Origin of the sequence: Citricoccus sp. NPDC079358 (assembly GCF_040702545.1) — a bacterium.
In the GTDB taxonomy this organism is placed as follows: Bacteria; Actinomycetota; Actinomycetes; order Actinomycetales; family Micrococcaceae; genus Citricoccus.
The window spans coordinates 43932-58197 of record NZ_JBFBLI010000008.1 but is presented as its reverse complement, the minus strand read 5'-3'; the positions used below and the strand labels follow the sequence as shown (position 1 = coordinate 58197).

Annotated in this window: 14 protein-coding genes and 1 pseudogene; 6 read left to right on the top strand and 9 right to left on the bottom strand. The window is 71.4% G+C overall.

What is annotated here, in order from left to right; translation table 11 throughout:
• Positions 1-15 precede the first annotated feature (15 nt).
• A complete protein-coding gene (locus AB0333_RS11220; RefSeq protein ID WP_366218764.1) occupies positions 16-996 on the bottom strand; it encodes an acyl-CoA thioesterase II in 981 nt (326 codons plus the stop codon).
• A gap of 190 nt (positions 997-1186) precedes the next feature.
• Here AB0333_RS11220 and AB0333_RS11215 point away from each other — a divergent pair, with 190 nt between their 5' ends.
• Positions 1187-1921, top strand: coding sequence for a hypothetical protein (locus AB0333_RS11215; protein WP_366218763.1), 735 nt, complete (start codon positions 1187-1189; stop codon positions 1919-1921).
• On the opposite strand, the gene AB0333_RS11210 is transcribed toward AB0333_RS11215, so the two are convergent.
• Together AB0333_RS11210 and AB0333_RS11205 are read right to left on the bottom strand one after the other, a co-directional pair.
• Positions 1918-2373, bottom strand: a complete 456-nt coding sequence (locus AB0333_RS11210; RefSeq protein WP_366218850.1) for a globin — start codon at positions 2371-2373, stop codon at positions 1918-1920. The two genes, AB0333_RS11215 and AB0333_RS11210, sit on opposite strands and share 4 nt — an antisense overlap.
• 177 nt (positions 2374-2550) lie before the next feature.
• Positions 2551-3039: pseudogene (locus AB0333_RS11205) on the bottom strand (OsmC family protein); the annotation flags it as partial.
• Between the two features lie 87 nt (positions 3040-3126).
• Between AB0333_RS11205 and AB0333_RS11200 the strand changes: the two are divergent.
• Genes AB0333_RS11200 through moaA form a run of 3 tightly spaced genes read left to right on the top strand, consistent with a single transcriptional unit; the run spans position 3127 to position 5265 of the window.
• Entirely contained in the window at positions 3127-3615 is a 489-nt protein-coding gene (locus AB0333_RS11200) for a MogA/MoaB family molybdenum cofactor biosynthesis protein (RefSeq protein WP_366218762.1), read from the top strand.
• A complete protein-coding gene (locus AB0333_RS11195; protein WP_366218761.1) occupies positions 3602-4096 on the top strand; it encodes a molybdenum cofactor biosynthesis protein MoaE in 495 nt (164 codons plus the stop codon). The genes AB0333_RS11200 and AB0333_RS11195 overlap by 14 nt, the downstream gene beginning before the upstream one ends.
• Positions 4093-5265, top strand: a complete 1173-nt coding sequence (gene moaA / locus AB0333_RS11190) for a GTP 3',8-cyclase MoaA (protein WP_366218760.1) — start codon at positions 4093-4095, stop codon at positions 5263-5265. The genes AB0333_RS11195 and moaA overlap by 4 nt, the downstream gene beginning before the upstream one ends.
• A gap of 51 nt (positions 5266-5316) precedes the next feature.
• Here moaA and AB0333_RS11185 read toward each other — a convergent pair whose 3' ends face one another.
• Genes AB0333_RS11185 through AB0333_RS11165 form a run of 5 tightly spaced genes read right to left on the bottom strand, consistent with a single transcriptional unit; the run spans position 5317 to position 9846 of the window.
• A complete protein-coding gene (locus tag AB0333_RS11185; protein WP_366218759.1) occupies positions 5317-5556 on the bottom strand; it encodes a MoaD/ThiS family protein in 240 nt (79 codons plus the stop codon).
• Complete coding sequence (locus AB0333_RS11180; RefSeq protein WP_366218758.1) at positions 5556-6707, bottom strand: NTP transferase domain-containing protein; 1152 nt, start codon at positions 6705-6707, stop codon at positions 5556-5558. Before AB0333_RS11180 ends, AB0333_RS11185 begins: the two co-directional genes overlap by 1 nt.
• Positions 6685-7281 (bottom strand): cyclic pyranopterin monophosphate synthase MoaC, encoded by a 597-nt coding sequence (gene moaC / locus AB0333_RS11175; protein ID WP_366218757.1) that lies wholly within the window; start codon positions 7279-7281, stop codon positions 6685-6687. Before moaC ends, AB0333_RS11180 begins: the two co-directional genes overlap by 23 nt.
• Positions 7281-8621 carry a gephyrin-like molybdotransferase Glp gene (gene glp, locus AB0333_RS11170; RefSeq protein ID WP_366218756.1) on the bottom strand — a complete coding sequence of 447 codons (1341 nt, stop codon included), beginning with the start codon at positions 8619-8621 and terminating at the stop codon, positions 7281-7283. The genes moaC and glp overlap by 1 nt, the downstream gene beginning before the upstream one ends.
• Positions 8614-9846 carry a HesA/MoeB/ThiF family protein gene (locus tag AB0333_RS11165; RefSeq protein ID WP_366218755.1) on the bottom strand — a complete coding sequence of 411 codons (1233 nt, stop codon included), beginning with the start codon at positions 9844-9846 and terminating at the stop codon, positions 8614-8616. The genes glp and AB0333_RS11165 overlap by 8 nt, the downstream gene beginning before the upstream one ends.
• 138 nt (positions 9847-9984) lie before the next feature.
• On the opposite strand from AB0333_RS11165, the gene fdhD reads away from it, so the two are divergent.
• On the top strand, positions 9985-10872 hold the full coding sequence (gene fdhD / locus AB0333_RS11160; RefSeq protein WP_366218754.1) for a formate dehydrogenase accessory sulfurtransferase FdhD: 888 nt from the start codon (positions 9985-9987) through the stop codon (positions 10870-10872).
• 37 nt (positions 10873-10909) lie between these two features.
• Here the strand turns inward: fdhD and pepN are convergent, their stop codons facing one another.
• The gene (gene pepN / locus AB0333_RS11155) at positions 10910-13525 is read right to left on the bottom strand and encodes an aminopeptidase N (protein WP_366218753.1); all 2616 of its coding nucleotides are present in this window, start codon (positions 13523-13525) and stop codon (positions 10910-10912) included.
• A gap of 258 nt (positions 13526-13783) precedes the next feature.
• Here pepN and AB0333_RS11150 point away from each other — a divergent pair, with 258 nt between their 5' ends.
• Entirely contained in the window at positions 13784-14257 is a 474-nt protein-coding gene (locus tag AB0333_RS11150) for a ribose-5-phosphate isomerase (RefSeq protein WP_366218752.1), read from the top strand.
• Positions 14258-14266: the final 9 nt, after the last annotated feature.

The window sequence follows — 14266 nt, the reverse complement described above, 5'->3', positions numbered from 1 at the left end:
CGGTATTCCACGGATCTATCGACGTGGTCGGCCGGCGCCCTTCAGGAGCAGGCTCTGAACCGAGTTCTTCACCCGGTACTGCAGGTCGCCGGGCACCCGGATCATCCCCTCCTGGGCCACCGAGGCCACCAGCTCACCATCACGCGAGTAGATCCGTCCGTTGCTGAGCCCGCGGGCGCCTTGCGCCGAGGGGCTGGACTGGACGTACAACAGCCACTCGTCCGCGCGCGCCGGCCGGTGCCACCACATGGCGTGGTCCAGGGACGCGACCGAGATCCCGGGACGAACCCAGGAGATGCCGTGCCGGCGCAGGACCGGCTCGAGCAGGGTGTAGTCCGAGGCGTAGGCCAGGGCCGCCCGGTGCAGGTTGGCATTGCCCTCCATATCGGAGAACGTCTTCATCCACACCATGTTGGTGGCCACCTCGCTCCGGTCCGGGGCGATCTCGATGGGCGGATCCACGTGCCGGATGTCGAAGGGCCGGGCCCAGGACCACTCCTGCGCGATCGGGTGACGCATGCGGCCCAGCCGGTCTGCGGTGGACGGCAGGGACTCCGGATCGGGTACGCCCGTGGGCATGGGGGACTGGTGGTCCAGGCCGGCCACCGGATCCTGGAAGGAACTGATCAGGGACAGGATGGTCTTTCCCTCCTGCATCGCCTGGACGCGCCGCGCGGAGAAGGACCGTCCGTCACGCAGAGTCTCGACGGCGAAGGTGATGGGCAGCAGGGCGTTGCCCGGGCGGAGGAAATACCCGTGCATCGAGTGGATGGCACGGTCCCCGTCCACGGTGGCGATGGCGGCCATCAAGGACTGAGCCATGACCTGTCCGCCGAACACCCGGCCGCGGGCCTGCGGTGGAGTCTCACCGGTGAAGAGGAGCTCGCCGGTGGCGGCGTCCTCGCCGTCCGGGGTCAGGTCCAGGACGCTGCGGAGCACGTCGGTCGGATCCTCCGGGAAGTCGTTGCGCCCCTTGTGGACCTTGCCAGTACTCATGAATGCCCCTTCGCTGTCTCCGAGCCGTCCGGCTGATCCGGCCTGTCCGACTGCCTCGGTACCGGCCGGTAACCGTCTCGGAAGTCTACTCCGCCCGCGGGACGCTGCCGCCCTGATCTGCCGCCCTGACCTGCCGTGCTGACCTGCCGTGCTGACCGGGCGCCAGTGCCGACGATGGGACAATGGAGCCATGTCCTCTTCCCCCGTCGATCCGTTCCGTCCAGACTCCACGTCCTCTCGGGGCCCGGCTGGCCCCGAACTGCAGCTGGAGGACCTGGAAGCGGCCCAGGATCTCGAACGGTACGCGACGCGCGCCAAGACCATGGCGGACACGGGCCTGCGTCTCCAGGTGGCCGGCAACGTGCTCGCCGCCTGGTCCTCCGTGCTCCACCCCCGGGGCCTGGGCGACCGGGTCCCGGTGGCCCTGGGCCTGCGGACGGTCCGCTTGGTGGAGGGCCGCCATGACGGGATCGATGCGGTCTACGCCCTGTCCTCGGTGCTGGAGCGGCTGGCCCGCATGTCGACCACGGGATCCACCGCCTTCACGCTGCCTCCCGTGCCCGAGAGCGCCCCGTGGACGGCCGTGACCCCGCCGCGGGGCGGTTGGACCCCGGTGGCCACCGTGGAGGACGGCGAACTCCAGCAGATCGCCCGGGACGGGATCCGCGAGCTGGCCGACGCACTGCCCCAGGATCCGGGGGCCTCCATGGTCGCCCAGGCCCGCGCCGCGGTCTGGGGACGACTGTTGGGCGGCACTGCGGAGGAGGCCGGTGACGGCTTCCTGCCGGCCGGGGCGGCCTTCGCGGCCCACGGCCTGGGCTTCCTCAGCCCGCAGGGCACGACGGCGGTCCACACCTCGGGCCCCTGGGTGCGCCTCTCGAACGCGGCCGGGTACGTGCTCTGCCGCCAGCCGATGCTGCTCTAGGCCGAATTCACCATGGAATGGGCGGCCCGTTCCAGGTAGTCCCACAGGGTCTCGTCCAGCAGCGGGGGCAGCTCGAGGGCGTCCACGGCTGCCCGCATGTGCCGTAGCCAGGTGTCCCGGGCCGCGAAGTCCACGGTGTAGGGCGCGTGCCGCATCCGCAGCCGCGGGTGGCCGCGTTGCTCGCTGTACGTCTTCGGCCCGCCCCAGTACTGCTCCAGGAACATGCGTAGCCGTTCCTCCGCCGGGCCGAGGTCCGCCTCCGGGTATATGGCCCGGAACTCGGGGTCCGCCGCCACCTGCTCGTAGAACACCCGGGCCAGCTTCACGAAGGTCTCGTGCCCGCCGACCTGGTCGTAGAAGCTCGCGTTCTCCGGCTGGGCCGCCGGAGCAGCAGCAGCATCGGCACGTGCCCTGGCACCAGCGTCGGCAGGGGCGCCGGACGCGGGCGTCATCACCTGCGGCGGTCGCTGGCCGGTCGACGCGGTGGGCCGGTCCTGCAGGCCGGTCACCTGGCTGGGTGCCTTGCCCTGGCGCGGCTTCAGCACCGCGATGGGCGCGCCCAGGCGGCTGCCGAACTCCGGCAGGTTCTGGTTCTGATGGCGGCGCACCTGCTGCGGCCTGATGGTGACGGGGAAGCTGACGGAGCGGGCGATGAAGCACTGCTCATGGGCCTTCGCGTGCAGTCCGTCAGCGGTGCCCCGCTGCTCTTCGTCGGCGAGCCAGATCTCCGGGACCAGGGTCGCGGAGGTGATCCGGCCGCCGTCGTGGTCATGGGTCAGCACACACTCCGCGCGCACGGAGGCGCCGGTGACGACCACCCCGGCCTGCGTGGCGGCCTGGAGATAGGACAGCAGGTGGCACTCGGCGAGGGCCGCGAGCAGGAGCTGTTCGGGGTTCCACCGGGAGTCGCTCCCGTGGAAGGCCCGCGCGGCGGAGCCGTTGAGTTCGCCGGGGCCCTCGGCGCGGACCACGAGCTCACGGCCGTAGTCCTTGTATCCGGAGGTGCCGGAGCCCCGGTTTCCGGTCCATTCGGCATGCAGGGAGAAGGAGTGTTCCACGTTCTCTACGGTACCGCCCGCGGCGTCGCAGCCGTGCTTCGGCTCCGCCACGCTCCACATGGGTGGTGCCGCTGGGTGGTGACTGGGGTGGCGCCGCTGGCCGGACCGCCCCAGTCACCCTAGACTCGAGTCACGCTGGGAGGTTTGATGCCACACATCCACATCTTGACCGTCTCCGACCGGGCCCATGCGGGTCAGGCTCCGGATACGGCCGGACCGCGCGCCCTCGAACTGGCAGCCCAGTACCTGAGCGAGTGGACGGCGGACGGGGCCATCGTGGCGGACGGGGTCGAGTCCGTCCGGTCCGGGGTCCGTGCGGCACAGGGCAATGGGGCCGACGTGGTGGTCACCCTCGGCGGGACCGGGGTGTCCCCGCGGGACGTGACGCCCGAGGCCATGGACGGGCTCATCGGCAGGGAGTTGCCCGGCATCGCTGAGATGCTGCGCCGGGAGGGTGCCGCGCAGACCCCCACCGCCGCCCTGGGACGCGGACGCGCCGGGATCATCGGCCGGACCGTGGTCGTGAACCTCCCCGGCTCCCTGCGTGCCACGGACCAGGGCATTCCCCTACTGGCGCCCTTGCTGGCGCACCTGGTCGAGCAACTCGGCGGAGGTGGCGACCATGCCCGCCACTGAGGATGCAGCCACCCTGCGGCCCGTCTCGACAACGCCCCGCCCGGCCGCACCGGTCCACACCGGGGTGACCGACGAGCCCCTGGACCCGATGGTCTTGGAGTCCTCGGTCGTGACCTCTGCCTGCGGGGCAGCCCTGACGTTCACTGGCATCGTCCGGAACCATGATCCGGAAGCCACCGGCACGGTGACCTCGCTGGACTATTCGGCGCATCCGGATGCGGGCGCTGTGCTGGCCGGGATCGTGGCGCGTCACGTCCGCGTCCCCGGGGACCCGCGCGGGGAGGTTCGGGTCGCGGCGGCGCACCGGATCGGACACCTCGACGTCGGCGACCTCGCCCTGGTGGTCTCCGTGGCCTCCGCGCACCGGGCCGAAGCCTTCGAGGTGTGCCGGAGCGTGGTGGAGGACATCAAGGCCGAGGTCCCGATCTGGAAGAAGCAACAGACCGCCTCCGGCGAGGCTCACTGGGTGGGACTGCCATGACCTCAGTGCCGATCACCCTGACCACCCGGACCGCGACCGGGCCGGGCGCACGCCCCGCCGGCGCCGCGGACACCGCGCCAGCAGCGGCACCCGGCCCCGAAGCCAGGAGGCTGCTGCCCACCCCGGCCGAGCTGGCCGGCGTCGGGCCCCATGAGGGGACCGACCGGTCCCTGACGGACGGATTCGGGCGCGTCCACCGGGACCTGCGCGTCTCGCTGACGGACAAGTGCTCGCTGCGCTGCACGTATTGCATGCCCGAGGACGCCGGCCCGTTCATGCCGAAGGACCAGTTGCTCTCGGCCGCCGAGATTGAACGCTTGGTACGGATCGCGGTGGACCACGGCATCACCGGGGTGCGGTTGACCGGCGGCGAACCGCTGCTGCGCCAGGACCTCGAGGACATCGTGGCCCGGCTCGCCGGAATCGAGCTGCCCGATGCTGCCGGGGGTGGGCGCCTGCCGGTGGCCATGACCACCAACGGGATCACCCTGGACCGGCGGCTGCCCGCCCTGCACGAGGCCGGACTCTCCCGCGTGAACATCTCCATCGACACCCTTCAGCCGGAGAAGTTTCGCCAGCTGACGCGCCGTGACCGGCACGCCGACGTCCTGGCCGGGATCGCCGCCGCCCGGGACGTCGGGCTGCGCCCGCTCAAGCTCAACGCCGTCGCCATGCGCGGGGTCAACGACGACGAGCTGGCGGACCTCGTGGCCTTCGCCGTATCCCAGGACGCGCAGATGCGGTTCATCGAGCAGATGCCCCTGGACGCCGGGCACACCTGGAAGCGGGACAACCTGGTCTCCGGCGAGGAGATCCTCGCCCGGCTCGCCGAGCGCTTCGACCTCGCGGAGGTCCCCGGCCGCGGTTCCTCCCCGGCTGCGCTCTACACGGTCGACGGCGGCCCCCACACCGTGGGCGTCATCGCCTCGGTGTCGAAGCCCTTCTGCGGCGACTGTGACCGCCTGCGACTCACCGCTGACGGGCAGATGCGCAACTGCCTGTTCGCCCGGGAGGAGACCGATCTGCGGACCCTGCTGTGGGATTCAGCGTCGGACGTGGACCTGGCGGCGGCCATGAAGATCTCGGTCGGGGCCAAGAAGGCCGGTCACGGCATCGACGATCCGGACTTCGTCCAGCCCGGCCGCGGCATGAACGCCATCGGCGGCTGACGACCCGCCCCTTGACGGCCTGTCACTTGACGCCGGCCCGTCTGCTGGAAGCTAGCCGCCGGCGAAGGGCGGCAGGACGTCCACGAGGGAGTCCGCCTGGACCGGGTGGTCGTCCTCGGCCGCGCGCACGCCGTCGACCATCAGGGAGCAACGGGAGACGACCTGCTCGGCGCTGGTCCCGTGGCCGACCACCAGGAGCCGGCGCAGTTCGCCCGCGGTGGCGGCCTCGACGGTGAGTTCTGAGGCGCCCAGGATGTCAGCGGCGCCCGCGAAGAGACGGATCCGGGCCATCAGCCCTCACCCCCTGTCGGATCATAGCCGAGGGCCAGATCCTGGACCCGTGCCGAGAGCCTGTCCACCAGGTCGGCGATCTCCTCCGGTGTTCGCTCCTGACCGGCCAGCTGCAGCCCGGTCGCGACGCCGATCAGGTAGGTCGAGGTTGGGGCCCCGGGTCTCAGGACCCCGTGGGCCACGTCTCGGGCCACGTCCAGCAGGGGACCGGGGAGCACGACGGAGGCCGGCAGGCCCAGTTCTCCGGCGACGGCGTCCAGCCAGTCCGCCAGTCCGGGAATGTCCTGCTGGATGTCGCGGTGGGTGCCGGGGCGTGTGCCGGGCGAGACCTCGCCGGCGTGGGGTTCGGTGGTGCTGTTCTCAGGCACGGGAGCTCCTGGTGGTGTCGTGGCGGATCCTGCCGGGTGGGGCTGGTGGCGTTGCAGATCCTCGGGGGTGTCCATATCGTCCCAGAGACCGGGGCGGCTTGCCGGTTCGGGAACCTCGAGCAGGTCCAGGCCGGCGACCCGCTCCCGCACGCGGGTGACGCGGGTGCCACCGTCCGTGGTGGGACGTGCGGCGTGCTGACGCAGGGCTGGAAGCTGGAAGAGGGCCGTCAGGTGCTGGCGGCGACCGGTGGAGTCCACGGCGACGACGCCGTCGTGGCCGCCGTCGTCCAGGGCCCCATCCACGAGGCCGTCCGGGACCCCAGCCAGGGTGCGGTCGAAGGCCCGGACGAGCTCACGGGCGGCCGCCACCGGATCGGCCAGGTCGCAGGGCAGCACTAGGACGCGATCTGCCTCGAGGGCGGTCAGGGCGGTCAGTGCCGCGTCCAGGGCGGCGACCGGGCCGGACCGCGGTGGGTCCTCCCGCACGAACCGGACGGCCGGCGAGTCCAGGATGGAGCCTTCTGGACCCGTCGAGCCTGTGGGGGAAGACGCCGGCACGGTCTGCACGGCCTGCACCGTGGGCGCAGCACGCACCGGCCGGTCACCGGCCACGACGATGGTGGTGGCGCCGGCCGACAGGGCGGCCTGGACGGTGCGCTCGAGCAGGGTGGCTCCCTCGGCAGGATCCACCACGATCGAGCCCTTGTCCCGGCCCATGCGAGTGGACCCCCCTCCCGCCAGGACGATCGCCGCCAGCGTCTCAGCCACGGGCGACCGGGGCATCCGGGGCACCTGATGCCTCTGAGGCTTCCGGCGCTGCCGGGTGACCCGCGTCGTCACGGCGCCACGTGCCGGAGCGGCCGCCGGTCTTCTCCAGCAGCCGGACTCCGGTCAGCTCGACGGCTCGGTCCAGGCCCTTGACCATGTCCACCATGGCCAGCCCGGCCACGGAGGCGGCGGTCATGGCCTCCATCTCCACCCCGGTCCGGTCGGCGGTCCGGGTGGTGGCGATGATGCGGATGCGATCGGGGCCGACCTCGAAGTCCACCGTGGCGCCGTGGACGCCGATCACATGGGCGAGGGGCAGGAGCTCGGCGCACTTCTTGGCGCCCTGGATGCCGGCGATCCGGGCCACGGCCCAGACATCACCCTTGGGCACGGTGCCCCCGGTCAGGGCCTCGAGGACCTCCGCGGCCACGAGCACGGTGGCCTCGGCGGTGGCGCTGCGGATCGTGGGCGTCTTGGCCGTGACATCGACCATGCGGGCCGAGCCGTCACCGGCGAGGTGGGTGAAGCCCTCGGCTCCGGCGTCGATGGAGCCGGCAGCAGTGGGTGGGACGGCAGGGAATTCGGTCATCAGGCCTCCAGGGCTCGGTAGAGGACGGTGTCTCCGGCGGACACCGCGTCGGTGGTGGCGGGCACGCGGGCCAGTCCGGTGGCGCGGGCCATCCGGCCGGCCAGATGGGATCCGGAGCCCCGTTCGGTGGCCTGGGCGATTCGCAGCGGTTCCCCGGGGCCGGAGACCACCCGTGCCGGCACGAACTGCTCCCGCCCGGGCGGTGATCGCCAGCCCTCCTCCGTGATCACCGGGTACCAGGGGGCCACCGGCGTATCGCGGCCCTGCATGGCCAGCAGCCCCGGCTCCACGAACAGCAGGTAGGACACCCACGCGCTGACCGGGTTGCCCGGCAGCGACCACACGGCCCGCCCGTCCGGCAGCAGGCCGAAGCCCTGGGGCTTGCCCGGCTGGACCGCGACCCGGTCGAAGCGCACGGTGGGATCCTCGGGGGCCGGGGCGCCGCCGTCGTGCGTAAAGGGTTGCATGGAGTGCACGGTGCCGCCCGGTGAGTCCGGCGCCAGGACGAGCCGGGCGACGTCATGGGCCCCCACGCTGGCTCCTCCGGTGAGGATCACGGCGTCAGAGGCGCCCTGGGTGGATCGCAGCACGGCTTGCAGTTCGGCGGGGTCGTCGGAGACCCGGCCCCGGTGGGCCACGTGCCCGCCGCTGGCCGCCGCCAGGGACGCCAGCAGGAGGCTATTGGAGTCGGGGATCTGGCCGCGGCGGACCGATTCGCCGGGGGCCACCAACTCTGAACCGGTGCTGACGACCACGACCCGTGGCCGGCGCCGGACCCGCACCTCGGCGATACCGGCGGCGGCGAGCGCGGACAGCCGGTGCGGTGTCAACGGCCGGCCGGCGGGGGAGACGAGGTCTCCGGCGAGCACGTCCTCCCCACGTCGCCGCAGATGGCGTCCCCCCATCACAGGGTGGTGGAGCTCCACGTGAGCGGGGGTCTCGGTGCCGGCGGTGGGCGCGGCCGGGTCCCAGCCCACGGCATCCTCCAGGGGCACGACGGCGTCCGCGTCCGTGGGCATCGGCGCGCCGGTCATGATGCGGGCCGCCTGGCCGGGGGCCAGCGCCGGGTCGGCCTCCGTGCCGGCGGGAAGTTCCGCGATGAGGTCCAGGCGGACCGGTGCCTGCGCGGAGGCTCGCGTGGTGTCCTCCGACCGGACGGCGTATCCGTCCATGGCGGAGTTGTCCCACGGGGGCAGGTCCAGGGTGGCGGTGGCGTCGGCGGCCAGCGTGAGCCCGGTGGCCTCGGCCAGGGGCAGGGTGTCTGCGGGCAGGAGGGGAGCCAGGGCGAGGATCCGGCGCTGGTGGTCCTCGACGGTGCTGCGGTAGCGGGCCTCAGCCACGGGGGTCTCCTGGGGGCTCGGTGATTGCTGGGGGAAGTCCGCCGTCCAGGTACCCCTGGACGGGCCAGCCGAGGCGCGCCAGGTGACGGGCCGCCGTCGCGCTCCGTGGGCCGGCCGCGCAGAAGGGGAGCAATGTCGGTCCAGCCGGCGAACTGGCGATGGAATCGGGGCGCAGGGCGGCCTGGACGGTTGCCAGCGGATGATCGGGAGGCAAGGGCAACTCAGGGCCGCCCTGCAGACGCAGGAGCCGGTCGAGGGGCAGCTCGACCGTACCGGGCGGGCCGGGGCGCTTGCGGGATTCCTCCGGCCTCCGGACGTCGAGCCAGACGGCAGCCGGATCCACGTCAGAGCGAGCGATCGGGACCACGCGGGCGGTATCTCCGGCTGATGCGGCGGCGGAAGCGGCAAGGCCAGACGGTGCGGACTGGGAGGCCGGCGTGGAAGGCGAAGCCGGCCCGGACGGGTTGGGCGGGGCGGACGGCGCGAGGGGGATGTCCGTGGTGGTGCCGGAGAGCCCGTCGATCAGCATCATCCGTCCCAACAGCGGCGTGCCGGTGCCGAGGACGAGTTTGATCGCCTCCAGGGCCATCAGGGAGCCGGTGATCCCGACGACGGCGCCCAGGACCCCGGCCTCGGCGCAGCCGGGTGCGGCATGGGTGGAGGCATTGTCCGGGAAGACATCGGTGAGGACGACGGCGGGAAGGCCGGAGGCCGCGGGGGGATCGGACCAGAAGACGGTGACCTGGGCGCTCCATTGCATGAGGGCGCCGAAGACCACCGGTGTGCCGAGGGCCGTGGCGGCCCGGTGGACGATGAAGCGGGTGGTGAAGGAGTCGCTGCCGTCCATGATCAGGTCCGCGCCGGCGAGCAGGTCCGCTGCGTTGGCGTCCGTCAGGCGGACGGTGTGCGGGATGACCGTGGTCTCGGGGGAGAGGCGCCGGGCAGCGGACACCGCGCCGTCCGTCTTGAGTCCGCCGAGGGTGTCCACGCCGTGCAGGGTCTGGCGGTTGAGGTTGCTCAGCTCCACATGGTCGTCGTCGATGACGTGCAGGGTGCCGACGCCGGCGGCCGCGAGGTAGCTGATGACGGGCGAGCCGAGCCCTCCGGCGCCGACGACGGCGATGGAGGCCTGTGACAGGAGATCCTGTCCGGAATCGCCGATCTGGGGCAGCGTCCGTTGGCGGAGCGTCCGTTCTGCGGTGTGCGCGTGGCGGTCCTGGGGCATGGAGCCAGCCTAGTCCGCGGCGTCATCACTAGACCGCGGCGCACTCACCTCCGCGTTTTCAGTCGACTTCGTGGGGGTGTCGGGCGTCGAGACCCACCCGAAGTCGACGGAAAGCGGGCCGGGGGCGAAGATGGAGTCATGGCACGAAGTGAATCGCGAGTCCGCGTGGTCAGGGTCAAGGCCGGGGAGCGTGACGCCCGGGCGGACGTGCTGGCGGCCGAGGAGCCTCTGGAGATCCGGGTGAACGGCCGGCGGCTGGCGGTGACCATGCGCACGCCCACGGAGGACTTCTCCCTGGCCGTGGGCTTCCTGCTCAGCGAGGGGCTGATCGGGGCCGCCGACGAGGTGCATTCCGTCCGGTACTGCGGCCGTGACTTCGGCCCCGGTGCGGAGGAGGCCGACAACACCGTGGACGTGGTCCTGCGGCCCGGAGTCCAGGCCCCGGCCCCGGAGATGGAACGCCAGGTGCTCATGTCCAGCGCCTGCGGTCTGTGCGGGCGGACCAGCATCGAGAACGTCCGCACCCAGTCCCGGTTCCCTGTGGACGGTGACCCGATGCAGGTCACCGAGGCCTTCGTCCTGCAGATGCCCGAGGTGCTGCGCGAGCGGCAGAAGGTCTTCGACCGCACCGGCGGGCTGCACGCCGCCGGCTTGTTCAACACCGCCACGGGCGAGCTGGTGACGGTGCGTGAGGACGTAGGCCGCCACAACGCCGTGGACAAGGTCCTCGGCTGGGCCCTGCTGGAGGGAAGGCTGCCCCTGTCCGGGCATGCCCTGATGGTCTCCGGGAGGGCCAGCTTCGAACTCACCCAGAAGGCCATGATGGCCGGGGTGCCGATGCTCGCCTCCGTCTCCGCGCCGTCGTCGCTGGCGGTGGATCTGGCCCGGGAGGCCGGGATGACGTTGGCCGGCTTCGTCCGCGGCGACCGCTTCGTCATCTACGCCGGGGAACAGCGGATCCTCCCCGACTCCACAGGACAACTGGAGGCCGAGAGCGCACCCGAGACGCCGGCGGCACGCCGGTAGCGTGGGGCGCTTCCGACCTCCAGTTGCCAGGGGTGGGTCAGCCGGCGGCGTCTGCCTGTCGAGCGGCCAGGGCGCGGACCATCTCGTCGCGGGACTCGGCCACCGTGCGGGACAGGGCGGCCTGCGTGCCCCGCGAGCGCCCCACCAGGGCGTTCGCGGCATTGATGGTCTCCTGGGAGACCTGGGCACCCGGGAACAGCCCGATCGCTGCTGACTCCGCCATCTCGTGCGAACGCGAGGCCCACAGCTCCTCCACACCCGCGAAGAACTCGGCGGCGAACGGGGCCAACAGGGCCGGATCGTGCACGCGGTTGAAGCCGAGCAGCACGTTGCGTTGGGTCATGTTGGACAGTTCCCCGCTCACCACCTGGTCCCACGCCGTGCGCTTGGCCTCGATGGTGGGCACCGCGGCGCGAGCCTGCGAGGCCGCCAGGGCACCGGTGGCGGTGGCATCGGCGGCCTCGGCGGCAGCGATCTCCGCCTCGCCGGCGCGGCCTCCGGCCACGAGCCCGGTGAGCATCTCCCACTTCAGGTCCGTGTTCAGGTCCAGCCCGTCCAGGGACTCGGTCCCGGCATGCAGGGCGGCCAGCGTGTCCAGCTGCCCCTCCGAGCGGGCCGCGGCCGCGAACGCCTTGGTGAACTGGAGCTGGTTGTCCGAGCCCGCCTCCGCGTTCCGGGCCAGGTCCAGGAGTCGGTCCGCTGTGGAGATGCGCAGCTGCACGGCGTGCTCCTGCGCCGCGTACTGGGACAGCGTGGTGGCCAGCTGACGCAGTAGGGTCTGCACCACGGAGGAATCCCGCTCCTCGCCGATGTTGGACAGCACCAGGTCGGTGAACCATCCGGCTGTGGCCTCGGCATCACGGACGGTGTCCCAGGCGGCACCCCACAGCAGAGTGCGCGGCAGGGACTCGGCCACATCCTTCAGGTGGGTGGCCACGAAGGACCAGGAGGCGTCGTCCAGGCGGATCTTGGCGTAGGCCAGGTCGTCATCGTTCGGCAGGATCAGGTCCGGGCGCGCCAAGCCGGCGGCTTCCATGACCTCGGTGACCTCTCCGGCCACATCGAGTTCGAACCGGTGGGTGCGCACCAGCCGTCCGGAGTCGTCCGCGGAGTAGAAGCCCACGGCCATGCGGTGCGGTCGCAGCACGGCGTCCCCGGGCTGCTGGTCTTCCGGCGCTGACTGGTGCAGGCGCAGGGAGGTGATGGCGCCGGCGTCGGGAGTTCCGCCGTCAGTGGTGCCGGAGCTGGATGCCCCGGCGGTCTCGACCTCCACGGACAGGGTGTTCACCCCCGAGGTCTCCAGCCACAACCGGGTCCATTCGGTCAGGTTGCGGCCGGAGGAGGCCTCAAGCTCACGCATCAGGTCCGGCAGCTCGGTGTTGGACCAGGCGTGCTTGCCGAAGTAGGCGCGGACTCCGGCCATGAAGTTCTCCTGGCCCACCCAGGCCACGAGCTGGCGCAGCACGGACGCGCCCTTGGCGTAGGTGATGCCGTCGAAGTTGACCAGGACGTCGTCCAGGTCCCGGATCTCGGCCTTGATCGGGTGCGTGGTGCTCAGCTGGTCCTGCTTGTAGGCCCAGTTCTTCTCCATGGCGGAGAACGTGGTCCAGGCCCCGGTGTAGCGGGTGTTCTCCGCGGCGGAGAGCGTGGACATGAATTCGGCGAAGGACTCATTGAGCCAGAGGTCGTTCCACCACTTCATGGTCACCAGGTCGCCGAACCACATGTGGGCCAGCTCGTGCAGGATCGTGATGGCGCGGCGCTCCACCATGGCCTCGGTGACGGTGGAGCGGAAGACGTAGTTCTCCAGGAAGGTCACGGCGCCGGCGTTCTCCATGGCCCCGGCATTGAACTCCGGCACGAAGAGCTGGTCGTACTTGGCGAACGGGTACGGGGTGCCGAACTGGGCCTCATAGAACTCGAAGCCCTGGCGGGTCAGCTCGAAGATGTTCTCGGCATCAAGGTACTCGAACAGCGAGGCGCGGCAGTAGGCGCCCAGCGGGATCGTCCGGCCGTCCGAGCTGGTCAGCTCCGAATGGGTGGACCGGTAGGGGCCGGCGATCAGCGCGGTGATGTAGGAGGAGATCCGCAGGGTGGGCTCGAAGGTCCACGTGGAAGCCCCGTCCCGTGCGCCCTCGGCGGGGGCCGGCTGCGGGGTGGGGGAGTTGGAGACCACGGCCCAGTGATCGGGGGCGGTGATGGTGAAGGCGAACGTGGCCTTGAGGTCCGGTTGCTCGAAGACCGAGAACATGCGGCGGGAATCCGGGACCTCGAACTGCGAGTACAGGTAGGTCTCCCCGTCCACCGGGTCCACGAAGCGGTGCAGGCCCTCACCGGTGTTCATGTAGTCGGCCAGCCCGTCCACCACCAGCACGTTCTCGGCCGCCAGCGGTCCGATGGCGATGCGGGTGCCGTCGAAGGCCTCCGCCGGCAGGACATCTCCGTTGAGGGTGACGGTCGGCGCCTGGGTGGAGACGAAGTCGATGAACGTGCTGGTGCCCACGGCCGCCTCCGCCGCGGAGAAGGTGACGGTGGTCGCCGAACGGAAGTGGTCGCCGTCGACCGTGAGGTCCAGGTCGACCTCGTAGGAGGCGACCCTCAGGGCTGCGGCACGCTCGGCGGCCTCGGTGCGGGTGATGTTCAGAGTGGGCACGTGGCCTCCGGTCGATCGGGAACGGACAGAAACGGATAGAGCTGATGGCGCACAGGAGCCATCGGGCGGACAGGACCAGCAGGCACCTTGGTGTGAAGCGAATGCTGGATAACTGGTTCACGGAATATTGTGCCACCGGACACACCCCTGCGGGTAGGGGATGCGCCCCGGTAGGCTGGTCGCTGGTCCCGACCGTATCCCACCCCATCGCCACGGCCGGACGAGAACCCGCCAGATGCCGACAGCAGGAGCAGACCCATGCGCGTGCACATCGCCACCGACCATGCCGGCCTCGAGCTGAGCGCCCACCTCATCGAGCACCTGACGGCCGCCGGCTACGAGATGGTCGACCACGGACCCCAGTCCTATGACCCGCAGGACGACTACCCGGCGTTCTGCATCAACGCGGCCGCCGCCGTGGTGGTGGACCAGCAGTCCGGGGTGGAGGCGCTCGGAATCGTCCTGGGCGGTTCCGGCAACGGTGAGCAGATCGCCGCCAACAAGGTCCGCGGCATCCGCGCAGCCCTGGCCTGGAACCTGGACACCGCCCGGCTCGCCCGTGAGCACAACGACGCCAACGTCATCGCCGTCGGCGGCCGGCAGCACTCCCTCGAGGAGGCCACCGCCCTCATCGAGGCCTTCCTGGCGGAGCCCTTCTCCGGCGACGCCCGCCACGTGCGCCGCATCGGCAAGATCGCGCACTACGAGCAGACCCGCGAGATCGTCAGCTGACGGTGGCCT